Origin of the sequence: Streptomyces sp. P3 (assembly GCF_003032475.1) — a bacterium.
Lineage (GTDB): Bacteria > Actinomycetota > Actinomycetes > Streptomycetales > Streptomycetaceae > Streptomyces.
On the sequence record NZ_CP028369.1, the window covers coordinates 4,979,303 to 5,001,666 of the forward strand.

Here is a 22,364-nt window from a genome sequence, read left to right on the forward strand (position 1 = left end):
TTGCTCGCGTCCACTGTGTTGGTTCTGAAACCACGAACAGCCCCATGCCATGGTCACGGTGTGGTGCGGCTGAACAGTTTCATAGTGTTTCGGTGGTCATAGCGTGAGGGAAACGCCCGGTTACATTCCGAACCCGGAAGCTAAGCCTTACAGCGCCGATGGTACTGCAGGGGGGACCCTGTGGGAGAGTAGGACACCGCCGAACTCCTTTTAGAGCTCTGGCTCTTGGGCACACAGCCCAAGAGCCAGAGCTTTTTTGCGTTGGGGTAAGGTCAGGGGGAATCGTCGGCTCATTTCCTACTGGAGGCCCCCGGGTGGAGGTCCAGGAGACCCGTGTCCAGACAGACCGGGTCCTCACCATCCCCAACATCCTCAGCATGGCCCGCCTCGTCGGCGTGCCGCTGTTTCTGTGGCTGATCCTGAGGCCCGAGTTCGGAGGTCCGCAGAGCGACGGCTGGGCCCTCCTCGTGCTGGCCTTCAGCGGGGTCAGCGACTACCTGGACGGCAAGCTCGCGCGGCGTTGGGGCCAGATCAGCAGCCTCGGCCGGCTCCTCGACCCCGCTGCCGACCGGCTCTACATTCTGTCGACACTGGTCGGACTCACCTGGCGGGAGATTCTGCCTCTGTGGTTGACCGCTGTACTGCTTTTGCGCGAGCTGGTTCTGCTGGTGATGGTGGGGATCCTCCGTCGGCACGGCTATCCACCGCCGCAGGTGAACTTCCTGGGCAAGGCGGCCACCTTCAACCTGATGTACGCCTTCCCGCTGCTTCTGCTGAGTGACGGAAGCGGCTGGCTTGCGTCACTCGGTGCTATTTTCGGATGGGCGTTCGCCGGATGGGGTACAACGCTGTATTGGTGGGCAGGAGTCCTCTATGTGGTACAGGTCCGCCGCCTGGTTCGAGCGGACACCATGGCCGGCTGACCTCGCCGATTGGACCAGTGGCTCGTTGGCCCGCGGTGGAAAAGTGCGGGACAATCTGGATGAGCGAAGTCGGCTAGACCGTCGTCTCTTTTAGGAGGACGCTTCCGACATGAAGGCCGTCGTGATGGCCGGAGGCGAAGGCACGCGCCTTCGCCCTATGACCTCGAGCATGCCCAAGCCGCTCCTGCCGGTGGCCAACCGGCCGATCATGGAGCACGTACTGAGGCTGCTCAAAAGGCATGGGCTCAATGAGACCGTCGTTACTGTCCAGTTCCTGGCATCGCTGGTCAAGAACTACTTCGGTGACGGCGAAGAGCTCGGAATGGAGCTCAGCTATGCCAACGAGGAGAAGCCACTCGGTACCGCCGGAAGCGTCAAGAACGCAGAGGAGGCGTTGAAGGACGACGCCTTCCTCGTCATTTCCGGTGATGCCCTCACTGACTTCGACCTCACCGAGCTGATCAACTTCCACAAGGAAAAGGGGGCGCTCGTCACGGTCTGTCTGACGCGCGTACCCAATCCGCTGGAATTCGGTATCACCATCGTCGACGAAGAAGGCAAGGTCGAACGCTTCCTGGAGAAGCCGACCTGGGGTCAGGTTTTCTCCGACACCGTTAACACGGGCATCTATGTCATGGAGCCCGAGGTCTTCGACTATGTGGAGGCCGATGTTCCCGTCGACTGGTCCGGCGATGTCTTCCCGCAGTTGATGAAGGAGGGCAAGCCGGTCTACGGCTTCATCGCCGAGGGCTACTGGGAGGACGTGGGCACGCACGAGAGCTACGTGAAGGCCCAGGCCGACGTGCTCGAAGGCAAGGTCGACGTCGAGATCGACGGTTTCGAGATCTCCCCCGGTGTCTGGGTTGCCGAAGGCGCCGAGGTGCATCCCGACGCTGTGCTCCGCGGTCCCCTCTACATCGGGGACTACGCGAAGGTCGAGGCCGGCGCCGAAATTCGTGAGCACACCGTGGTCGGATCGAACGTCGTAGTGAAGAGCGGGGCCTTTCTGCACAAGGCCGTCGTGCACGACAACGTCTACGTCGGTCAGCACAGCAATCTGCGAGGCTGCGTCGTCGGGAAGAACACCGACATCATGCGTGCCGCCCGGATCGAGGACGGCGCCGTCATCGGCGACGAATGCCTGATCGGTGAAGAATCGATCGTGCAGGGAAATGTGCGGGTCTATCCCTTCAAGACCATCGAAGCCGGCGCGTTCGTCAACACATCGGTGATCTGGGAGTCGAGAGGACAGGCACACCTGTTCGGCGCCCGCGGGGTGTCCGGAATCCTGAACGTCGAGATCACGCCCGAACTCGCCGTGCGTCTCGCCGGCGCGTACGCCACGACGCTGAAGAAGGGTTCCACGGTCACCACGGCCCGGGATCACTCCCGAGGCGCCCGTGCGCTGAAGCGGGCCGTCATCTCCGCGCTGCAGGCCAGTGCCATCGACGTGCGGGACCTGGAGAACGTGCCGCTGCCCGTGGCGCGGCAGCAGACCGCGCGAGGGAGTGCCGGCGGCATCATGATCCGGACCTCGCCCGGGGTGCCCGACTCGGTGGACATCATGTTCTTCGACGGACAGGGGGCCGACCTTTCGCAGGGCAGTCAGCGCAAGCTGGACCGGGTCTTCGCACGGCAGGAGTACCGGCGGGCCTTCCCGGGAGAGATCGGGGATCTGTACTTCCCGGCCAGTGTCTTCGACGCCTACACCGGGTCGCTGCTGCGGAACGTGGACACGACCGGCATCGCGGAGGCGGGGCTGAAAGTCGTCGTCGACGCCTCCAACGGCAGTGCCGGCCTGGTTCTGCCGAGCCTGCTCGGAAAGCTCGGGGTCGATTCACTGACGATCAACCCGGGTCTGAACGAGGCGCGGCCCACGGAGACCGGCGATCAGCGACGCTCCGGGCTCGTGCGGCTCGGCGAGATCGTGGCGTCGTCCCGGGCCGCGTTCGGTGTGCGGTTCGACCCGGTGGGCGAGCGGCTCTCCCTCGTGGACGAGAAGGGCCGGATCATCGAGGACGACCGGGCGCTCCTGGTCCTGCTCGACCTGGTCGCCGCAGAGCGTCGCAGCGGGAGGGTCGCCCTGCCCGTGACCACGACGAGGATCGCCGAGCAGGTGGCGGCGTACCACGGGACGCAGGTCGAGTGGACGACGACGTCGCCCGACGACCTCACCCGGGTGGGTCGGGACGAGTCGACCATCTTCGGAGGGGACGGCAAGGGCGGGTTCATCGTCCCCGAGTTCAACAGTGTCTTCGACGGCACTGCGGCCTTCGTGCGGCTGATCGGGCTGGTGGCCCGCACGCAGCTCACCCTCAGCCAGATCGACGCGCGGATTCCGCGGGCGCACGTCCTGAAGCGGGATCTGGCGACCCCGTGGGCCGTCAAGGGACTGGTGATGCGGCGCGTCGTCGAAGCCGCTGGAGATCGCTTCGTGGACACCACCGACGGCGTTCGGGTGGTGGAGACGGACGGGCGCTGGGTGATGGTGCTGCCCGACCCGGCCGAGGCCGTCACACATCTGTGGGCGGAGGGGCCGGACGACGCGTCCGCACAGGCCCTGCTCGACGAGTGGTCGGCGGTCGTGGACAGCGCAGGGCGCTGAACCGCGCGCACGCGTGCGTGCCGGACAAGTGTCCCCGAGGGGGCCTGTCCGGCACGCCGGTGGGGCCATTCGGAGGTACTGGGCATGACGTGCGACGATGTGCGGCATGCCGCAGCCGCCCCCCGTTCGGAGCACACCCGCGCGCGCGTCGCGTCCGGACGCGTCCATGTCGCTGCTCACCAACGTCATGGACCACAGCCTCGACGACGGTTATGCCGCGGCCGCCGCCCGGAAGCAGGCCGACGGGTCCGGGGGCCTGCCCAAGACGGTACGGGCGAAGCTGGGGCTGGCCGCAGGGCTGGTGCTCGCGGCCCTGGTGGTCACCGTCGGCGCCGCCCAGGCGCGGGTCGCGGCTCCGGTCGTAGCCAAGGAGCGCGGGGAGCTGATCGACCGCATCGACCGCGAGACGGAGGCGGCCGAGGAACTCGAAGACACCGTCGACAAGCTGCGGAGCGATGTGAGCGCCCGGCAGCAGGAGGCGCTCAAGCAGAGCGGCGGGAGCGACCAGGCGGATCTCGCCGGGCTGCTGTCGGGCGCCGTCGCGGTGCACGGCCCGGGCGTGAAGCTCGTCGTGGACGACGCCAAGGAAGCGAGCACGGGCGGCGACGGCGACCCGCGCGAGACCTCCGGGTTCTCCGACACCGGGCGGGTCCGCGACCGGGACATGCAGCGGGTGGTCAACGGACTGTGGGCCTCGGGCGCCGAAGCCGTCTCGATCAACGGTCAGCGGCTGACGGCGCTGTCCGCGATCAGGGCCGCGGGTGACGCGATACTGGTGGACAACAAGCCGCTGGTGCCGCCGTACACCGTGCTCGCGGTGGGGGACGGGAAAAAGCTCAGCACCAGGTTCCAGAACAGCGCGGACGGGCTCTATCTCAACGCCCTGCAGGAGAACTACGGCGTCCGGACGGCCATCTCCGTGGCGAGCGACCTCCGGCTGCCCGCCGCACCGAGCGTGATCGTACGCACAGCACAGCCGAGCACTGAGAAGGGCACACCGTGATCGCCGTACTGGGTCTCGTCGTGGGAGTCGTGGCCGGCCTGTTGGTCCAGCCCGAGGTTCCGGCAGCCGTCGTCCCCTATCTGCCGATCGCCGTGGTGGCGGCGCTGGACGCCGTGTTCGGCGGGCTGCGGGCCATGCTGGACGGCATCTTCGACGACAAGGTGTTCGTGGTGTCGTTCCTGTCGAACGTGGTCGTCGCCGCGCTGATCGTCTTCCTGGGAGACGAGTTGGGCGTGGGATCGCAGCTGTCGACGGGTGTCGTCGTCGTTCTCGGTATCCGCATCTTCTCCAATGCCGCGGCGATCCGTCGGCACGTTTTCCGGGCGTGACGACGATGAGCGACGGGGACGAGACGCCCGAGAACCGGCTGCGCAAGGAACTGCCCGACGAGGTCCCCGTGACGTCGTCCGAGGACGGATCGGCCCGGGAGCCGGCCGAGACCGCGTCCAACGGCCGTCGACGGCTGGTGGAGGGGCTCTGGCCGCCTCGGGTCACGCGGGCCCAACTCATCGTGGCGCTGCTGCTGTTCGGTCTGGGCTTCGGCCTTGCCGTGCAGGTCGCATCCAACAGCGACAGCGGAAACGCGCTGCGGGGTGCCCGTCAGGAAGATCTTGTGCGCATCCTCGATGAACTCGACGACCGCAGTCAGCGTCTTGAGGACGAGAAGCAAGGGCTCGAGAAGCAGCAGCAGGAGCTGGAGACCAGCTCGGACCAGGCGGAGGAGGCTCGCAAGCAGACGGTCGAGAAGGAGGGGCAGCTCGGCATTCTGGCGGGCACCGTCGCGGCCCAGGGGCCCGGCATCACCATGACCATCGAGGACACGAAGGGAGCAGTCGAGGCGGACATGTTGCTCGACGCGATCCAGGAGTTGCGCGCGGCGGGGGCCGAGGCGATCCAGGTGAACGGTGTGCGGGTCGTCGCCGGCACCTTCCTGACGGAGTCGGGTGGGGGCGTGAGCGTCGACGGGAAGAAGATCAACGCGCCGTATCGTTTCAAGGTCATCGGCAACCCGCAGGACCTCGAGCCGGCGCTGAACATCCCTGGAGGAGTCGTGCAGACCCTCGAGAAGGAGCAGGCCACCGTGGCCGTGGAGCGATCGGACAAGATCGTTGTAGACGCCTTGCGAGAGGCGAAGCGGCCTGACTACGCTCGGTCGTCGGCGCCATGAGCGGGGGGCGCATGGGGGGCGTCCGGCAGGGGCATGAGGTTGCGGGGGGTCGGCGCACAGATCGGGTGGTGCGTGGTGGAAACTGTCAGGTGGGCACGGACGTTGTGAAGGTGTCCGGGTCGACCGGTGTATTCAGTCAGGGTTCGTCCTGCCCCACGGGCGGGTCTGTTTCGGTCAAGGGGAATCGCCCGTGAAGTTGTTTGCGAAGTTGTTCGGCAAGAGCCCGCGTGAGGGTGGCGACAACGCGACCGCCCGTCATCGCGCGCAGCCCGATGCAGAGGGTCAGCGACCGCTGTTCAGGGACCAGATGGCTGGTTCGGGCGGTGACGTTCCCGGAGGTCAGGGCGCGGCGTCTGTTGACCCCGCGCAGTCCGGCGGCATAGGTTTCGGCCAACCGTCAACCTCGAGTACGGGTGGAGGGTTTTCCCCTATGTCGGCCCTGGTGTGTACGAGGTGCGGTAACCGCAACGCGGAGAACAGCCGCTTCTGCTCGAACTGCGGTGCGCCGCTGCGCCCCGGGCTGACGCCCGAGCGTGCGTCCGAGACGACCTCCACGATCTCGATTTCCGGTCTTGAAGCCTATGACTCCGAGGTCACCGGGCAGACGCAGTTGCCGGCGCTCAGTCCCGAGGCGCAGGCGGCCGTCGACGCGCTGCCGGTGGGCTCCGCGTTGCTGGTGGTGCGTCGCGGCCCGAACTCGGGCAGCCGTTTCCTCCTGGACGGCGACCTGACCACGGCCGGTCGCCATCCGCAGAGCGACATCTTCCTCGACGACGTGACGGTGTCGCGTCGCCATGTGGAGTTCCGTCGCAACCCGGACGGCACGTTCAAGGTGGCCGACGTCGGCAGTCTGAACGGTACTTACGTCAACCGCGAGCGGATCGACGAGATCCCGCTGTCGAACGGCGACGAGGTGCAGATCGGCAAGTACCGGCTGGTCTTCTACGCGAGCCAGCGGGGTTACTGACCCGCCCCCGGGCTCCGTCCGGGGGGATCCGAGGGAAGGTCCATGCTGCAAACACCGAGGGGCGGTGCCGGAGTCGGCACCGCCGCTGCGGACGGTGTGCTGATGAGCATCGGCACCGTGCTGAACGCCCTGCGGGACGAGTTCCCGGACGTCACGATCTCCAAGATCCGTTTTCTGGAGTCGGAAGGGCTCATCGAGCCCCAGCGGACCCCTTCGGGCTACCGCAAGTTCAGCGTGCGCGACGTGGAGCGCCTCGGTCACGTCCTGAGGATGCAGAGAGACCACTATCTGCCCCTCAAGGTCATCCGTGAGCATCTGGAGGCCATGGAGCGCGGCGAGGCCGCAGCGCTGCCGTCCGTCGGCCGACAGCGGGACGGAGAGCACGCCCTGGAGCCGTCGGAGGGGCCCACGGTCGCCCGGATCGGCAGGACGGAACTGCTGGCGGCCGCGGGCATCGGCGAGTCGGAGCTCGAGGAGTGGGAGTCCTACGGGCTCGTCGTGCCGATCGAGGACGGTGTCTACGACGCCGAGGCGGCCACGGTGGCGGCGCTCGTCGCGGAGCTGGGGCGGTTCGGGATCGAGCCGCGGCATCTGCGTGTGATGAAGACGGCGGCCGACCGCGAAGCCGGTCTCGTCGACCAGGTGGTCGCACCGCTCAGACGGCACCGCAACCCGCAGACCCGGGCGCACGCGGAGGCCCGCACGAAGGAAATCGCGGGGCTCGCGATCCGGCTGCACGCGGCGTTGGTGCAGACCGCGCTCGGGGTGCGCCTGCCCTGAGCGGGCGGTTTCGCGCAGGGCGGATCGGTCGCCCGTTCCCGGCCCGACTACCCAAACGTCCCGGGCACGGCCTAGGGTTGCTGTGTGAACGAGCTCGATGTCGTAGGTGTCCGGGTCGAGATGCCCTCCAACCAACCGATCGTGCTGCTGCGCGAAGTGGGAGGCGACCGCTACCTCCCCATCTGGATCGGACCGGGGGAGGCGACGGCCATCGCCTTCGCCCAGCAGGGCATGGCCCCGGCGCGACCGCTGACCCACGACCTGTTCAAGGACGTGCTGGAAGCCGTCGGCCAGGAGCTCACCGAGGTGCGCATCACGGATCTGCGGGAGGGCGTCTTCTACGCGGAGCTGGTCTTCGCCAGCGGCGTCGAGGTGAGTGCGCGCCCGTCCGACGCCATAGCGCTGGCCCTGCGCACCGGAACGCCGATCTACGGCAGTGACACGGTGCTGGACGACGCGGGAATCGCCATCCCGGACGAGCAGGAGGACGAGGTGGAGAAGTTCCGCGAGTTCCTCGACCAGATCTCGCCGGAGGACTTCGGCACCAGCAACCAGTAGCGACCCGAGCGGGAGGCGCACCCGTGCGGCGACCTGCGCGGGCGTCCCGCCCTCGTCGGCAAATGCCAGAGGCGACTGAGAGCGTCCTACGGCCACTTCTCAGCGCATTCGGCTAGCCTTTCCCCGCGGTGAGGTGCGGGAAACCACTCCTAGGGTGATTATCACTCGGCGTGCCGAGTGTGGCGATCGTTGACGCACCCCTGGCGACTGCCTACCGTCGAGAAGGCAGGTCTAGGACGGAGGTCGGCGTGAGAAGCAGCGGCGACGGTGCGGTTGGGGGTGCCCCCGGACTCGGTGTCGGGGGAAGCGGTCCGTATCCTCCCCCCGGCTCTCGACTGCGCTCGGGCATGGGGTATCCCCAGCAGAGCGGCGCGGCCGATCATGTTCCGCAGCGACCGGCGGCCGTGCCGAGCAGCGGAGGGACGACGTCCATGGCGTCCGAGCAGATCGGCTATCGCGGTCCGACCGCCTGTGCGGCTGCGGGCATCACCTACCGGCAGCTGGACTACTGGGCACGCACCGGGCTCGTCGAGCCGAGCGTGCGGCCGGCTCACGGGTCCGGCAGCCAGCGTCTCTACAGTTTCCGCGACGTCGTCGTCCTGAAGATCGTCAAGAGGTTCCTCGACACCGGGGTGTCGCTGCAGAACATCCGCAGTGCCGTGCACCATCTACGGGAGCGCGGGTTCAGCGATCTGGAGCGGATGACGCTGATGAGCGACGGCGCGACCGTTTACGAGTGCACCTCGCCGGACGAGGTCCACGCGCTGCTCCAGGGCGGTCAGGGAGTCTTCGGGATCGCCGTGGGCGTGGTGTGGCGGGACGTCGAGAGCGCGCTGTCGCAGCTGCACGGGGAGCGCGTCGATACCGGTGAGACGCTCGTCGGGCCCAATCCGGCGGACGAGCTGGCGCGCAGGCGCAACCGGGCGGTCTGACACGGCCTCCCGGGCGCGGGGGACGGTCGTGCGACGTCATTGTCAGTGGCGTGGTGCAGCATCGGAGGTGTGAGAAACGCGCCCACGATCCTGCATCTCGACATGGATGCCTTCTTCGCTCAGGCGGAGCAGGCGTCCAAGCCGAGTCTGCGCGGGAAGGCCGTGGTCGTCGGTGGCCTCGGGCCCCGCGGAGTGGTCGCGACGGCCTCCTACGAGGCACGGGTCTTCGGGATCCACTCGGCGATGCCCATGGCCCAGGCGCGCAGGCTGGCGCCGAACGCCGCGTACCTCGTGCCGCGGTTCGCCTTCTACCGGTCGATCAGCGAGCAGGTCATGGCCCTGCTGAGGGCGCTTTCGCCGCTGGTGGAGCCGCTGAGCCTGGACGAGGCGTTCGTGGATCTGGAGGCCGGCGGGGCGGCCTGGGACGGGGATTCCGCGCGGCTGGCCGGCGTCAGACTGCGCGCGGACATACGGGCCGTCACCGGTCTCACGGGTTCGGTGGGACTGGCCTCCTGCAAGATGCTCGCGAAGATCGCCTCGGAGGAGGCGAAACCGGACGGTCTGGTGCTCGTCGAGCCGGGCACCGAGCGGCAGCTGCTCGGTCCCATGCCGGTGCGGACACTGCCGGGGGTGGGCCCTGCCACGGGGGACCATCTGCGGCGGGCCGGGATCACCACGGTCGACGAGATCGCGGAGGCGGGTGAGGACGAGCTGGTGCGCCTGCTGGGCAAGGCGCACGGCCATGCCCTCCACGCCATGGCGCTGGCACGCGACGACCGTCCCGTGGTGGCCGAGCGGGAGACCAAGTCCGTCTCGGTCGAGGACACGTACGACGTGGACATCCACGACCGGATCCGGGTGGGGCTGGAGGTGCAGCGGCTCGCGGACCGGTGTGTGCGCAGGCTCCGGGAGGCCCGCCTGTCGGGTCGGACCATCGTGCTGAAGGTGCGACGGTACGACTTCTCGACCCTCACCCGGTCCGAGACGCTGCGCGGGCCCACCGACGATCCGGCGGTGATCAGGGAAGCGGCGGCCCGGTTGCTGGACTCCGTGGACACCACGGGCGGGGTGCGGCTGCTCGGGGTGGGCGTCAGCGGTCTGGCGGACTTCACGCAGGAGGACCTTTTCGCGCAGGCCGCGGAGGCGCGTGCGGACGAGTCGGCGGACGGATCTGCGGAGGTGCCCGCGGCCGAGGAGCCGACGCCGGCGCCTGCCCATGCCGCTGTCCACGCCGAGCATCTGTGGCGTCCTGGGCGCGACGTGCGACATGCCGAACTCGGGCACGGGTGGGTGCAGGGCAGCGGGCTGGGCCGGGTCACGGTGCGGTTCGAGACGCCGGAGTCGGCGCCGGGCCGGGTGCGCACGTTCCGCACCGACGATCCGCAGTTGGCTCCGGCGGACCCGCTGCCGCTGGTGAGGCGAAGACCGGGAGAGGACGAGGAGGCGGCGGGCGGCACGCGGGAACTCTCGATGACGCCGGACAGCGGCACGGCGGAGTGAGACTGTTCGAGGTCCAGGGGCGGCGGCCTGCGGGAGTCAGCTTTCGTCGGTGCCCGCCAGGCGGCCGAAATCGTGGTCGGGCAGCGGGGGAGGGGCCGCCACGTCCAGACCGTAGTGGTGGTAGAGCTGGAGTTCCTGTTCCGGGGAGAGGTGGCGGCCGACTCCGAAGTCGGGGGCGTCCTTGATCAGAGCGCGGTCGAACGGGATGTGCAGGGTTCCCTCGACCAGCTCGCTGGGCTCGAGGGGGACGAAGGCGTCACGGGAGAACAGGCCCGTGCGGATGGCGGCCCACTCCGGCACGCCGGTCGCGTCGTCGAGGTAGACCTCGTCGACGGTGCCTATCTTCGCGCCGTTGCGGTCGAACGCCTTGCGGCCGATCAGGTTGCGCGGATCGATGTCGGTCTGCACGGGCCCTCCTCTTGGTCGCAGCTCGTCCGTAAGGACTACAAAAGAGCACATTGCGGCGAGCGGCCACTCGAGAGGCCCGTTGACCTCGCTGGTAGTCTGGCAAAGGCTGCTGACCCCGTGCGGGAGAGTCCTCCGGAGACCACCGGAGGCGCCGAAGGAGCAACTCCTCCCCGGAATCTCTCAGGCTCACGTACCGCACGGACGAGGTCACTCTGGAAAGCAGGGCGGGTGCCGACGGCGTCGACGGTGTCCGCTCTCACCGACGGTGAAAGCCGGTCGTCCGCGGGCGGCCGGTGAAGCTCTCAGGTTGAGATGACAGAGGGGGAGGCCGTCCGGGTACCCGCCGTGGTGACCCTCGAAGGTCGTGTCAGACCAGGAGGCCTCCGTAATGACCGCCCATCGCATTCCGCTCTCCGAGCTCGAGCAGGGAATCCCCTTCGAGCAGCGCCACATCGGGCCTGACCACGAGGCGCGGGCCAAGATGCTCGCGCACGTCGGTTACGGCTCGCTCGACGAGCTCACCGCCGCCGCGGTCCCCGACGTGATCAGGAACGCCGACGCGCTGGACCTGCCGGGTGCCCGCACCGAGGCCGAGGTGCTGGCCGAGCTGCGCTCCCTGGCCGACCGCAACCAGGTGCTCGACCCGATGATCGGCCTCGGCTACTACGGCACCTTCACGCCGCCCGTCATCCTGCGCAACGTCATGGAGAACCCGGCCTGGTACACCGCCTACACGCCGTACCAGCCGGAGATCTCCCAGGGCCGGCTCGAGGCGCTGCTGAACTTCCAGACGATGGTCGCCGACCTGACGGGCCTGCCGACCTCGGGCGCGTCGCTGCTCGACGAGGGCACGGCGGCCGCGGAGGCGATGGCGCTCTCACGGCGCATGGGGAAGAACAAGAAGGGCCTCTTCCTCATCGACGCGGACGTGCTGCCGCAGACCGTCGCCGTGATCGAGACGCGAGCCGAGCCGACCGGCGTCGAGGTCGTCGTCGCCGATCTGAGCGGCGGCATTCCGGCGCAGATCGCGGAGCGCGAGATCAACGGCGTGCTCGTGCAGTACCCCGGTGCCTCCGGAGCCGTGCGGGACCTGAAGGCGCTCATCGACCAGGCGCACGGGCTCGGCGCACTGGTCACCGTCGCCGCGGACCTGCTCGCGCTGACACTGCTGAAGTCGCCCGGTGAGCTGGGCGCGGACATCGCGGTCGGCACCACCCAGCGGTTCGGCGTGCCGATGGGCTTCGGCGGGCCGCACGCCGGCTACATGGCGGTGCGCGAGAAGTTCGCGCGGAGCCTGCCCGGCCGCCTCGTCGGCGTGTCCGTGGACGCGGACGGGAACAAGGCCTACCGGCTCGCCCTGCAGACGCGTGAGCAGCACATCCGGCGTGAGAAGGCGACGAGCAACATCTGCACGGCACAGGTGCTGCTGGCCGTGATGGCCGGGATGTACGCGGTCTACCACGGCCCCGACGGACTGCGCGCGATCGCCCGGCGCACGCACCGGTATGCCGCGATCATCGCCGCGGGGCTCGAGGCGGGCGGCGTCGAGGTGGTGCACCGGACGTACTTCGACACGCTGACCGCGCGGGTGCCCGCGAAGGCCGCCGAGGTCGTCGCCGCCGCGCGGGACCGCGGGGTCAACCTGCACCTCGTCGACGCCGACCGGGTGGCGCTCTCCTGTGACGAGACCACCGCGCGTGCCCAGGTCGCGGCGGTCTGGGCGGCCTTCGGGGTGGACGGCGACATCGAGTCGCTCGACGCGGCCGTCGAGGACGCCCTGCCCACCGGGCTGCTGCGGAGCGACGACATCCTGACCCACCCCGTCTTCCAGCGGCACCGGTCCGAGACGGCGATGCTGCGCTACCTGCGCAGGCTGGCCGACCGGGACTACGCGCTCGACCGGGGCATGATCCCGCTGGGCTCGTGCACCATGAAGCTCAACGCCACGACCGAGATGGAGCCGGTCACCTGGCCCGAGTTCGGGCAGCTGCACCCCTTCGCCCCCGCCGAACAGGCCCAGGGCTATCTGACGCTCATCAGGGAGCTCGAGGAGCGGCTCGCGGAGGTCACCGGGTACGACAAGGTGTCCCTGCAGCCGAACGCCGGGTCGCAGGGCGAGCTGGCCGGACTGCTCGCCGTCCGCGGCTACCACCGGGGCAACGGCGACGAGCAGCGCACCGTGTGCCTCATCCCGTCCTCCGCGCACGGCACGAACGCGGCGAGCGCCGTGATGGCCGGTATGAAGGTCGTCGTCGTGAAGACCGCCGAGGACGGCGAGATCGACGTCGAGGACCTCCGGGCGAAGATCGAGCAGTACCGGGACGAGCTGTCGGTGCTGATGATCACCTATCCGTCCACGCACGGTGTGTTCGAGGAGCACGTCGCCGACATCTGCGCCCAGGTGCACGAGGCCGGCGGGCAGGTGTACGTCGACGGCGCCAACCTCAACGCGCTCGTGGGGCTCGCCAAGCCGGGGCACTTCGGCGGCGACGTCTCGCACCTGAACCTGCACAAGACGTTCTGCATCCCGCACGGCGGCGGCGGCCCGGGCGTCGGGCCGGTGGCCGTCCGGTCGCACCTGGCGCCGTACCTGCCCAACCACCCGCTGCAGCCCGCCGCCGGGCCGGAGACGGGCGTGGGGCCGATCTCGGCGGCACCGTGGGGCTCCGCGGGCATCCTGCCGATCTCCTGGGCGTACGTGCGGCTGATGGGCGGTGCGGGCCTCAAGCGGGCCACGCAGGTGGCGGTGCTGAGCGCCAACTACATCGCCAAGCGCCTGGAGCCGCACTACCCGGTGCTCTACAACGGGCCGGGCGGGCTGGTGGCGCACGAGTGCATCATCGACCTGCGGCCGTTGACCAGGGCGACCGGTGTGACGGTGGACGACGTGGCGAAGCGCCTCATCGACTACGGCTTCCACGCGCCGACGATGTCGTTCCCGGTGGCCGGGACGCTGATGATCGAGCCGACCGAGTCCGAGGACCTGATCGAGCTCGACCGGTTCTGCGACGCGATGATCGCGATTCGCGCGGAGATCGAGAAGGTCGGCGCGGGCGTGTGGCCGGCCGACGACAACCCGCTCGTCGGCGCCCCGCACACCGCGGCCACGCTCGGTGGGGAGTGGACGCACGCGTACTCGCGTGAGGAGGCGGTCTTCCCCGCCGGGGTGTCCGCGGCCGACAAGTACTGGCCGCCGGTGCGCCGTGTCGACCAGGCCTTCGGCGACCGCAACCTCGTCTGCTCGTGCCCGCCGCCGGACGCGTACGAGGACTGAGCCGGAAGGTGTGTGGGCCCCGTCCGTCACGGACGGGGCCCCTCGTCGTTCTAAGCGGTCGCCAGGGACACCTCGGTCGACTTGATCAGCGCGATGACGTCGGAGCCCACGAACAGACCGAGGTCGGTGGCAGCCTCCCTGGTGATGGCCGCGGTGAGTTCGCCGCCGTCCACCGTGATCCTCACCGCGGCCATGACCGAGCCGAGGGCGAGTCCGGTGATCGTGCCGGGCAACCGGTTGCGGATCGAGAGCCCGGCGACCTGGCCTGTGGAGAGGGAGACCTCCGTCGACTTCACCAGGGCGTGGACGGCGACACCGGGTGTGAGGGCGAGTTGCTCCGAGGCCTCCAGCGTGATGGCCGCGGTGAGGTGCTGCCCGCCGTCGAGGCGGATCTTCACGAGGGCCATGACCTGGCCGGGGTGGACGGCGGTGACGATGCCGGGAAGCTGGTTGCGGATGCTCAAGGTCATGGGTGTCAACGGTACGGCCCCGAGGTGCTTATGGCGCGGATGCCCGCTTTGTGCCGCCTGCGGTCACGTTCGGTCGATGTGCACATTGGTCGACTTCACGCGGGCCGTCGCCTCCATGCCGACCTCCAGTCCGAGTTCCTCGACCGCCTCCCGGGTCAGCAGGGAGACCAGACGGTGCGGGCCGGCCTGGATCTCCACCTGGGCGGCAACGTCACCCAGCTTGATCGCGGTGACGATGCCGGGGAAGGCGTTGCGGACCGAGGTGCGGGGTGTCTCGTCCTCCGTGCCGTCCGATCGGGCGAGTTCCACGCAGAAGGCGGCTAGGGCCTTGCCGTCCACGAGGCGTCGTCCGCTCTCGTCGCGATGGGTCGCCACGCGGCCGGCGTCCGCCCAGCGGCGCGCGGTGTCGGGGCTGACGCCGAGCAGTCGTGCCGCCTGGCCGATCGTGTAGCTCTGCATGCGGTCACGATAGGGCCGGGAGGCGTTCGGGTGGGCGCGGGGGGACGGCGGGTGGGCGCCCGGCGGGATGACGTGGTGGGCGTCGACCGGTGCCGCGGTGTCCCGGCGCCTGGTGGCCGGTCCGATCCGGGGTGGGGATCCGGGCGGCGATCCGGTCCGATCCGGGGTGGGGATCCGGGCGGCGATCCGGTCCGATCCGGGGTGGGGATCCGGGGCGGCGACGCGGTCCGGATCGGCTTTCGTCGTGTCCCTCCGGCCGCCGCCCCGGGTCGGGAAGGCTGGTCCCGGTCATCGTGACGCATCGATCTCCACTTCGTAACGTTCGCCATGTGATTCGAATGTTTCGCTCACTCTGAAAGCCTTCTCGGGCGGGCCTTCGTGAACAGGCCTCTGGATTCTGTGTGTTCAAGGGGTTGCCACCCGTCGGAGGGTGTCTCTAGGGTGCGGCAGCAGCGAACCTTTCTGGATCTGGTTCGAAACTTTCGATCTTACAAGGAGCGCATGATGGGCGACCCGGCACTCTCCCGCCGAGGCTTCCTGGCGGCCTCCGCCGCGGCCGGTCTGGGCATGACGGCACTGAGCGCCTGCGGCGGCGGCTCGGACGAGGGGTCGTCGTCGGGGACGACCACCATCGAGTGGTGGAACATCTCCACCACTCAGCCGACCAAGGACGTATGGGCCGCGTTGGCCAAGAAGTTCGAGGCGCAGAACCCCAAGGTGAAGGTCAAGATCGTCCAGCTGGAGAACGACGCCTACAAGTCGAAGATGACGGCGTTGACCGCTTCCGGGAAGCTCCCCGACATCTTTCACACCTGGGGCGGCGGGGTCCTGAAGCAGCAGGTCGACGCGGGGCTCGTGGAGAACCTCACGGAACGCACGAAGGACTGGGGGGAGAGCCTGCTGTCCGTCGCCCGGCAGCCGTATCTGCTCGGCGACAAGGCGTACGGCATACCGTTCGACATCGGCATGATCGGGTTCTGGTACAACAAGGCCCTCTTCAAGCAGGCCGGGGTCAGCGGGCCGCCCACCACCTGGAGCGGCTTCCTCGACGCGGTGCGCAAGCTGAAGGCCGCCGGGATCACCCCGCTCGCCCTCGCCGGCAAGGAGAAGTGGCCCGGCATGTACTACTGGGCCTACCTCGCGATGCGCACCGCCGGCGTCGACGCGCTGCGGAAGGCCGGGGAGGACAAGGACTTCACCGGTGACGGTTTCGTCCAGGCCGGACAGCACCTCCAGGACCTCATCGATCTGCAGCCGTTCCAGAAGGGCTTCCTCGGCGCCGCGTACTCCAGCCCCACCGGCCAGGCCGCGGCCGTCGGCAACGGCAAGGCGGCGATGGAACTCATGGGCCAGTGGGCGCCGGTCGTGGAGGCCGACGCGGGCAAGGGGCTCGGCGCGAACCTAGGTTTCTTCCCGTTCCCGGCGGTCGAGGGCGGCAAGGGCGTGATCACCGAGGTGTTCGGCGGCGGCGGCGGACACGCGCTGCGCAAGGACGCCCCGCAGGCGGCCGTCGACTTCCTGAAGTTCTTCGCCTCCGCCGCCACGGACACCGAACTCGTCAAGAAGACCGGGGTGCTGCCGGTCGTCCCGGCCGCCGAGAGCGCCCTGACGGACCCGAACATCAAGGCCGTACAGGCACAGTTGAAGGGCGCCACCGGCTTCCAGCTCTACCTCGACCAGGCCTACGCGCCCGCCCTCGGCCAGGAGGTCAACGACAGCGTCGCCGCTCTGATCGCCGGTTCGAAATCGCCCCGGCAGGTCAGCGAGTCGATCACCAAGGTCGCGAAGGAAGAGCAGTAGCCGGCGATGACCTCCACCTTCCTCCCGGACAAGCGCAGCGGTCCGGACCTCGAGCCCGCACCGCCGGCCGTCGCCGCGGGCCGCGCGCGGGCCCGCCGACGGGCCCTGCACTGGCTCACCGCCGTCGGCTTCCAGGTGCCCGCGCTGGTGCTGTTCGGCACGCTCGTGCTGCTGCCGATGCTCTTCGCGGTGTACGCCGCGTTCTTCCGCTGGGGCGGCTTCGGGATGCCCGAGGACTTCGTGGGCGGCGACAACTTCACCCGGCTCTTCAAGGACCCGGTGTTCCTCGGCGACCTGTGGCGCTGCCTGCTCCTGGTCGGCCTCTCGCTCCTGCTGCAACTGCCGTTCGCGCTGGCCCTCGCCGTCGCGCTGAACCAGAAGATCCGCGGCCGGGCCGTCTACCGGATGCTGTTCTTCGCGCCGTACATCCTCTCCGAGGCCATCACCGGCGTGCTGTTCAGCATGATCTTCGCCCCGGACGACGGCCTGGCCGACCATGTGCTGGGCGCCGTCGGGCTGGACGGGGCGGGCGGGCAGTGGTTCTCCGATCCCTCCACCGTCATGGCCACCCTCTTCCTGGTCATGACGTGGAAGTACTTCGGCTTCCACATGATGCTCTACCTGGCCGGACTGCAGTCCATCCCGGCCGAGCTGACCGAGGCGGCCCTGATCGACGGGGCCGGCCCCTGGCAGCGCTTTCGCAACGTCACTCTGCCGCTGCTCGCACCGACCCTGCGGATCAGCGTCTTCCTGTCGGTCATCGGCGCGATCCAGCTCTTCGACCTGGTGTGGGTCGTCACCGCGGGCGGCCCGGACCACCACTCCGAGACGATGGCCGTGACCATGTTCCAGTACGGCTTCAAGCGCTACCAGGTCGGCTACGCCAGTGCGATCAGCGTCGTCATGTTCGGCATCTGCCTCGTCTTCGCCCTCGCCTACCAGCGGTTCGTGCTCCGCCGCGACCTCCAGGGCGCCACCACGACCATGCGAGGAGGCGGCTCGTGAGCATCGCCAAGACCGGCCGCGGCACGGACCTCGGGACGGGGCGGGGCGCGCGCCGGACCGGCCGGACCCTGCCGCTGCACCTGGTCCTCGGGATCGTCGGCGCGGTGATGGCCGTACCTCTCGTGTACGCCGTGCTGTCCGGCTTCAAGTCCACCGACCAGCTCTCGCGCAACCCCATCGGCCTGCCCGACCCGTGGGTCCCCTCCAACTACACCGACATCCTCGGCGCCGGCTCGTTCTGGCGCCTGGTCGGCAGCAGCACCCTCATCGCGGTCGGGACGACCGTGGTCGTCGTCGCGGTGTCCGCGCTCGCGGCGTTCTCCTTCGCCCGCTTCGCCTTCCGGGGGCGGGAGCTGCTGTTCACCCTGTTCACCATGGGGCTGATGTTCCCCTTCGCGGTGGCGGCGCTGCCCCTGTTCCTGCTGCTGCGCTCCATCGGCCTGTTGGACAACCCCCTCGGCGTGATCCTGCCGCAGGCCGCGTTCGGACTGCCGATGACGATCGTCATCCTGCGCGGGTTCTTCCGGGAGATCCCCGCCGAACTGGAGGAGGCGGCCACCCTCGACGGCTGCGGGCCGCTCGGCTTCTTCTGGCGGATCCTGCTGCCCATGGCCAGGCCCGCCCTCGGCACGGTCTCGGTCCTCGCCGTGGTCGGCAGCTGGAACAACTTCCTGCTGCCGCTGCTGGTCTTCAACGAACCCACCTGGTGGACCATCCCGATCGGGGTCCAGCAGTTCCAGGGGCAGTACTCCGCCGAGTACGCGCGCGTCTTCGCCTATCTCGTCCTCGCCATGGTCCCCGCCCTGGCCTTCTACTCCGTCGCCGAGCGCCAACTCGTCGGCGGCCTCTCCGCCGGCGCCACGAAGGGATGACCCGCACCCGCGGACCCGTACGGCTCGCCCACCCGCCCACCGTGAGGAGTCGCACCATGCCCAGCACCGCCCGCACCCGGCTCAGACTCGCCGGCGCCCTCGCCACCGTCCTGGTCGCCGCCGGCGTGGTCACCGGACCGGCCGCACAGGCCCACGAGCAACCCGCGCACGGAAAGCCGCGCGCCACCCTCGCCGACCTCGCCCACCGCCACGGCCGCTACTTCGGCAGCGCCACCGACAACCCCGAACTCACCGACACCGCCTACACCAAGATCCTGGGCCACGAGTTCGACATGATCACCCCGGGCAACGGTATGAAGTGGTACGCCACCGAGCCCCAGCAGGGCGTCTTCGACTGGACCGCCGGCGACCAGATCGTGGACCTCGCCCGCGCCCACCACCAGAAGGTCCGCGCGCACACCCTGGTCTGGCACAGCCAGTTGCCCGGCTGGCTGACGGGCAGGGAGTGGACGGCCGACGAGCTGCGGGCCGTGCTGAAGAAGCACATCCAGACCGAGGTCCGCCACTACCGGGGCAAGGTCTACGCCTGGGACGTCGTCAACGAGGCGTTCAACGAGGACGGCACCTACCGTGAGACGGTCTTCTACAAGACCCTCGGACCCGGCTACATCGCCGACGCCCTGCGCTGGGCGCACCAGGCCGACCCGAAGGCGAAGCTCTACCTCAACGACTACAACATCGAGGCTGTCGGCCCGAAGAGCGACGCCTACCATGCCCTCGCCAAGGAACTGAAGGCCCGGCGCGTCCCGCTCGACGGCATCGGCCTGCAGGCCCACCTCGCCCTCCAGTACGGCTATCCGACGACCCTCGAGGACAACCTCCGCCGCTTCTCGCGGCTCGGCCTGGACACCGCGTTCACCGAGGTCGACGTCCGGATGGTGCTGCCCGCCACCGAGGAGAAGCTGGCCCGACAGGCCGACTGGTACCGGGACATGACCCGGTCGTGCCTCGCGGTGCGGCGGTGCGTCGGCATCACCGTCTGGGACTACACGGACAAGTACTCGTGGATTCCGGCGTTCTTCCCCGGCGAGGGCGCGGCGCTGCCCTGGGACGAGCAGCTCGCGCCGAAGCCGGCGTACCGGGCGATCCGGGAGGCGCTCAGCTAGCGCCACGGGGCGGCGCGGTGCTGGCCCGCACCACCAGCTCCGTGCCCAGTTCCACCCGCGGCGAGTCGGGGCGCTCGCCGCGGGCCAGGCTCAGGACCGTGCGGACGGCGAGTTTGCCCATCTCGGCCAGGGGCTGGCGGACTGTGGTCAGGGGCGGCGCCGACCAGCGGACCTCCGGCAGGTCGTCGAAGCCGACGACGCTCATGTCCTCCGGAGTGCGCAGGCCGCGCCGGCGCAGCGCCTCGATCGCCCCGAGCGCCATCTGGTCGCTGGCAGCGAACACCGCGGTCGGCGGTTCGGGCAGGTCGAGCAGGGTGTTGCAGCCGGTGAAACCCGACTCGGGGTGGAAGTCCCCAGGGACGACGAGGGCGTCGTCGACGGCGAGGCCCGCCCCTTCCAGCGCGGCCCGGTAGCCGTCGAAGCGGGCGCGCGAGCACAGCAGTCGGGCCGGGCCCGCGATCAGGCCGATCCTGCGGTGGCCCAGCGACAGCAGGTGCTCGGTGGCCGCGAGACCGCCGGACCAGTTGGCCGCGCCGATCGTCGCCGTGTCGGCCGCGGGGGAGCCGGTGGGATCGACGACGACCAGTGGAACGCCCAGCACGCGCAGCTGCTCGTGCAGGGTGGGCTCCAGAGCCGAGGTGACCAGGACGACGCCGTCGGAGGCGCGTGAGCGCAGGTTGCGCATCCACTCGCGGGCGTCGCCCGAGCGTCCGTGGATCGCCGACACCACCGTGCCGACCCCCTCCGCGTGGGCGGCCTCCTCCACACCGCGGATGATCTCCACCGCCCACGGGCTGTCGAGATCGTTGAAGACCAGGTCGAGCAGGGAGGCGCGGGTCGGCGCCGAGGGGGGACGCCTGCGGTAGCCGTGCAGCTGCAGCAGGTCCTCGACCCGGGCCCGCGTCCGAGGCGACACGTCGGAGCGGCCGTTGACCACCCGGGACACGGTCGGTACCGAGACGCCGGCCTGCCGGGCGATCTCGGTGATCGTGACCCGGACCTCGATCCGGGACGCGCGCGTCGCATCGTCCGTCGTCACTGCCCACCTCCGCCGCCATCCGCTCCGGGCGCCGCCGCCGAAACTTCCAGGAGTCTTCCGGAAAAAAGGCCGCCACGGGAGACGTTCACGGCCGTCGTGTCGCGTGGAAACCGGTGGGCTACCCGGAGTGACCGGCTCCGGGTATGCGGCGGGGCCGGTTCGCAGTGGACGCTGCGGCCGGCCCCTCGAGTCTGCGGACGGCGGTCCCGCGCCGTCGTGGGTGCTGCGGCTGTCCGGCCCCCGCCGGGCAGGAAGCCTAGGCGGCGGTCACGACCCGGTGGGGGGCGATGACCTGGCCGTCCGGCAGGAGCTCACCGGTGTCCTCGAAGAGCAGGACGCCGTTGCACAGCAGGCTCCAGCCCTGTTCCGGGTGGTGCGCCACGAGGCGGGCGGACTCCCGGTCGGCTGAGGTCGCTGTTGGGCACGGTGGCTGGTGCTGGCACATGGATGGGAACTTCCGCTCTGGCGTGAGATGTGAGATGGATGTGGTGTCTGTCCCGCGGCGTGAAACGTCGTTCATGGCCGCCCCCCGTTGTGATAAGTCGGTCGGAACCAGTGTTGCCCCACGGAGGCCGATCCGCAGGGATTTCACGGCACCGCTTCTTACAGGTTCAGGACGCGTCACCCGCGCGGGCGGTTCATCCCCGCCACACCGTCCCTTCGGGTGGTTCCCGGTGGCCGGATGGGGCTAGTCCGACCAGCGACGCGCAGCGCCGTACCCCGTCGCCGGGCTGCGGCGACGGGGTACGGGGGGCGGTGCGGGGCCGCGACGGTCAGGCGGGCGAGCCGAGCAGTGGGGGCGGTGCGGGCGTGACCCGCAGGGTGAGGACCGGGAGCAGCTCGGCGACCCGGTGCGGGCGGTGGGCGGCGATGCCGGGCGGCGCCGGGGCCAGCGGAACGAGCAGATCGGTCGGATCGGGATGACCGGTGGTGCCGTCCGAGTCGCTGTCACCGTGCAGCCACAGCGTGAGCATGTAGAGCCCCGGCACCGACAGCAGCCGCGCCTGGCAGGGCTGGGCGACGGGCTCGGCCTGGCGCAGGGCCCGCTCCGTGGAGGCGATGTAGGGGCCTTCGAAGAAGTGCGAGAACGCCCAGCCGTCCGGGGTGAGCCGGGTCTCGGCGGCGGCCACGGCCCGGTCGCCGCAGCGGATCAGGAAGCGCCAGCCGGCCAGCCGGGTCGCGGCCAGACCTTCCGGGGTGATCGCGTCCAGGACGTACAGAGGCAGGGGGAGGTCGGGGACGGCATCCTGCTGGGCGCTGCGCAGGGACGGCGTACGGGCCTCGCGGACGGCGGTGGGGGAACCGAGTGCCGTGAGGACCGAGCGCAGGGCGGGCGCGGGAGCCGGGGGAACATGCAAAGGCATGGTGGGTCGCCTCTCAATTCGACAGGCACGGTGGCGCGAGGGCGTGGGCGGACGGCGCTGTCAGCTAGCTCTCGAGGTCGGAGAGGCGGGGGCCGGGTCTGGGGGAGAGT

At 69.6% G+C, this 22,364-nt stretch carries 21 protein-coding genes, 1 rRNA gene and 1 riboswitch; of the genes, 16 read left to right on the top strand and 6 right to left on the bottom strand.

Annotated features, from left to right (window positions below; all coding sequences use genetic code 11):
- The first annotated feature begins 88 nt into the window (after positions 1-88).
- The 11 genes from rrf (at position 89) to C6376_RS22485 (ending at position 10,436) form a co-directional block, all read left to right on the top strand.
- Positions 89-205: ribosomal RNA gene (gene rrf, locus C6376_RS22435) — 5S ribosomal RNA — on the top strand.
- A 109-nt stretch (positions 206-314) separates the two neighbouring features.
- A complete protein-coding gene (locus C6376_RS22440) occupies positions 315-923 on the top strand; it encodes a CDP-alcohol phosphatidyltransferase family protein (protein ID WP_107445076.1) in 609 nt (202 codons plus the stop codon).
- Positions 924-1,032: 109 nt separating this feature from the next.
- On the top strand, positions 1,033-3,528 hold the full coding sequence (locus C6376_RS22445; RefSeq protein ID WP_107445077.1) for a mannose-1-phosphate guanyltransferase: 2,496 nt from the start codon (positions 1,033-1,035) through the stop codon (positions 3,526-3,528).
- Positions 3,529-3,625: 97 nt separating this feature from the next.
- A complete protein-coding gene (locus C6376_RS22450) occupies positions 3,626-4,531 on the top strand; it encodes a DUF881 domain-containing protein (protein ID WP_107445078.1) in 906 nt (301 codons plus the stop codon).
- Positions 4,528-4,860: a small basic family protein gene (locus C6376_RS22455; protein WP_020133151.1), complete on the top strand. Its 333-nt coding sequence runs from the start codon at positions 4,528-4,530 to the stop codon at positions 4,858-4,860. Before C6376_RS22450 ends, C6376_RS22455 begins: the two co-directional genes overlap by 4 nt.
- Positions 4,861-4,865: 5 nt before the next feature.
- Complete coding sequence (locus tag C6376_RS22460; RefSeq protein WP_107445079.1) at positions 4,866-5,699, top strand: DUF881 domain-containing protein; 834 nt, start codon at positions 4,866-4,868, stop codon at positions 5,697-5,699.
- Between the two features lie 82 nt (positions 5,700-5,781).
- Entirely contained in the window at positions 5,782-6,666 is an 885-nt protein-coding gene (locus C6376_RS22465; protein WP_107445080.1) for an FHA domain-containing protein, read from the top strand.
- Positions 6,667-6,708: 42 nt separating this feature from the next.
- On the top strand, positions 6,709-7,446 hold the full coding sequence (locus C6376_RS22470; protein ID WP_107445081.1) for a MerR family transcriptional regulator: 738 nt from the start codon (positions 6,709-6,711) through the stop codon (positions 7,444-7,446).
- 84 nt (positions 7,447-7,530) lie between these two features.
- Positions 7,531-8,004, top strand: a complete 474-nt coding sequence (locus tag C6376_RS22475) for a bifunctional nuclease family protein (RefSeq protein ID WP_004934251.1) — start codon at positions 7,531-7,533, stop codon at positions 8,002-8,004.
- Positions 8,005-8,252: 248 nt separating this feature from the next.
- Positions 8,253-8,936, top strand: a complete 684-nt coding sequence (locus C6376_RS22480; RefSeq protein WP_107445082.1) for a MerR family transcriptional regulator — start codon at positions 8,253-8,255, stop codon at positions 8,934-8,936.
- Between the two features lie 69 nt (positions 8,937-9,005).
- Positions 9,006-10,436 carry a DNA polymerase IV gene (locus tag C6376_RS22485; protein WP_107445083.1) on the top strand — a complete coding sequence of 477 codons (1,431 nt, stop codon included), beginning with the start codon at positions 9,006-9,008 and terminating at the stop codon, positions 10,434-10,436.
- A gap of 36 nt (positions 10,437-10,472) precedes the next feature.
- On the opposite strand, the gene C6376_RS22490 is transcribed toward C6376_RS22485, so the two are convergent.
- Entirely contained in the window at positions 10,473-10,844 is a 372-nt protein-coding gene (locus tag C6376_RS22490; protein WP_173985704.1) for a PRC-barrel domain-containing protein, read from the bottom strand.
- A 110-nt stretch (positions 10,845-10,954) separates the two neighbouring features.
- Positions 10,955-11,050, top strand: a riboswitch (glycine riboswitch).
- A 182-nt stretch (positions 11,051-11,232) separates the two neighbouring features.
- On the opposite strand from C6376_RS22490, the gene gcvP reads away from it, so the two are divergent.
- The gene (gene gcvP, locus C6376_RS22495) at positions 11,233-14,118 is read left to right on the top strand and encodes an aminomethyl-transferring glycine dehydrogenase (protein WP_107445085.1); all 2,886 of its coding nucleotides are present in this window, start codon (positions 11,233-11,235) and stop codon (positions 14,116-14,118) included.
- 50 nt (positions 14,119-14,168) lie between these two features.
- On the opposite strand, the gene C6376_RS22500 is transcribed toward gcvP, so the two are convergent.
- Together C6376_RS22500 and C6376_RS22505 are read right to left on the bottom strand one after the other, a co-directional pair.
- A complete protein-coding gene (locus C6376_RS22500) occupies positions 14,169-14,588 on the bottom strand; it encodes a molybdopterin-binding protein (RefSeq protein WP_107445086.1) in 420 nt (139 codons plus the stop codon).
- Positions 14,589-14,651: 63 nt separating this feature from the next.
- A complete protein-coding gene (locus C6376_RS22505; protein WP_107445087.1) occupies positions 14,652-15,047 on the bottom strand; it encodes a molybdopterin-binding protein in 396 nt (131 codons plus the stop codon).
- 504 nt (positions 15,048-15,551) lie between these two features.
- Here C6376_RS22505 and C6376_RS22510 point away from each other — a divergent pair.
- The 4 genes from C6376_RS22510 (at position 15,552) to C6376_RS22525 (ending at position 19,851) form a co-directional block, all read left to right on the top strand.
- Entirely contained in the window at positions 15,552-16,847 is a 1,296-nt protein-coding gene (locus C6376_RS22510) for an extracellular solute-binding protein (RefSeq protein ID WP_107449104.1), read from the top strand.
- 6 nt (positions 16,848-16,853) lie between these two features.
- Positions 16,854-17,852, top strand: coding sequence for a carbohydrate ABC transporter permease (locus C6376_RS22515; protein ID WP_107445088.1), 999 nt, complete (start codon positions 16,854-16,856; stop codon positions 17,850-17,852).
- A 107-nt stretch (positions 17,853-17,959) separates the two neighbouring features.
- Positions 17,960-18,724, top strand: a complete 765-nt coding sequence (locus tag C6376_RS22520; protein WP_254076396.1) for a carbohydrate ABC transporter permease — start codon at positions 17,960-17,962, stop codon at positions 18,722-18,724.
- Between the two features lie 56 nt (positions 18,725-18,780).
- A complete protein-coding gene (locus C6376_RS22525) occupies positions 18,781-19,851 on the top strand; it encodes an endo-1,4-beta-xylanase (protein ID WP_107445089.1) in 1,071 nt (356 codons plus the stop codon).
- On the opposite strand, the gene C6376_RS22530 is transcribed toward C6376_RS22525, so the two are convergent.
- From C6376_RS22530 to C6376_RS22540, 3 genes are all read right to left on the bottom strand, one after another.
- Entirely contained in the window at positions 19,844-20,890 is a 1,047-nt protein-coding gene (locus tag C6376_RS22530) for a LacI family DNA-binding transcriptional regulator (RefSeq protein WP_254076008.1), read from the bottom strand. The genes C6376_RS22525 and C6376_RS22530 overlap by 8 nt on opposite strands.
- Before the next feature lie 256 nt (positions 20,891-21,146).
- Positions 21,147-21,335 carry a DUF5999 family protein gene (locus tag C6376_RS22535; protein WP_055632223.1) on the bottom strand — a complete coding sequence of 63 codons (189 nt, stop codon included), beginning with the start codon at positions 21,333-21,335 and terminating at the stop codon, positions 21,147-21,149.
- Between the two features lie 328 nt (positions 21,336-21,663).
- Positions 21,664-22,254, bottom strand: coding sequence for a hypothetical protein (locus C6376_RS22540; protein WP_107445091.1), 591 nt, complete (start codon positions 22,252-22,254; stop codon positions 21,664-21,666).
- Positions 22,255-22,364: the final 110 nt, after the last annotated feature.

What these genes read in the sequence shown, in the direction of transcription:
- C6376_RS22505 (WP_107445087.1), bottom strand. Translation starts at nt 15,047, where the DNA reads ATGCAGAGCTACACGATCGGCCAGGCGGCACGACTGCTCGGCGTCAGC.
- C6376_RS22510 (WP_107449104.1), top strand. Translation starts at nt 15,552, where the DNA reads ATGGGCGACCCGGCACTCTCCCGCCGAGGCTTCCTGGCGGCCTCCGCC.
- C6376_RS22500 (WP_107445086.1), bottom strand. Translation starts at nt 14,588, where the DNA reads ATGACCTTGAGCATCCGCAACCAGCTTCCCGGCATCGTCACCGCCGTC.
- C6376_RS22470 (WP_107445081.1), top strand. Translation starts at nt 6,709, where the DNA reads ATGCTGCAAACACCGAGGGGCGGTGCCGGAGTCGGCACCGCCGCTGCG.
- C6376_RS22535 (WP_055632223.1), bottom strand. Translation starts at nt 21,335, where the DNA reads ATGTGCCAGCACCAGCCACCGTGCCCAACAGCGACCTCAGCCGACCGG.
- C6376_RS22525 (WP_107445089.1), top strand. Translation starts at nt 18,781, where the DNA reads ATGCCCAGCACCGCCCGCACCCGGCTCAGACTCGCCGGCGCCCTCGCC.
- C6376_RS22460 (WP_107445079.1), top strand. Translation starts at nt 4,866, where the DNA reads ATGAGCGACGGGGACGAGACGCCCGAGAACCGGCTGCGCAAGGAACTG.
- C6376_RS22445 (WP_107445077.1), top strand. Translation starts at nt 1,033, where the DNA reads ATGAAGGCCGTCGTGATGGCCGGAGGCGAAGGCACGCGCCTTCGCCCT.
- C6376_RS22540 (WP_107445091.1), bottom strand. Translation starts at nt 22,254, where the DNA reads ATGCCTTTGCATGTTCCCCCGGCTCCCGCGCCCGCCCTGCGCTCGGTC.
- gcvP (WP_107445085.1), top strand. Translation starts at nt 11,233, where the DNA reads ATGACCGCCCATCGCATTCCGCTCTCCGAGCTCGAGCAGGGAATCCCC.
- C6376_RS22515 (WP_107445088.1), top strand. Translation starts at nt 16,854, where the DNA reads ATGACCTCCACCTTCCTCCCGGACAAGCGCAGCGGTCCGGACCTCGAG.
- C6376_RS22450 (WP_107445078.1), top strand. Translation starts at nt 3,626, where the DNA reads ATGTGCGGCATGCCGCAGCCGCCCCCCGTTCGGAGCACACCCGCGCGC.
- C6376_RS22520 (WP_254076396.1), top strand. Translation starts at nt 17,960, where the DNA reads ATGGCCGTACCTCTCGTGTACGCCGTGCTGTCCGGCTTCAAGTCCACC.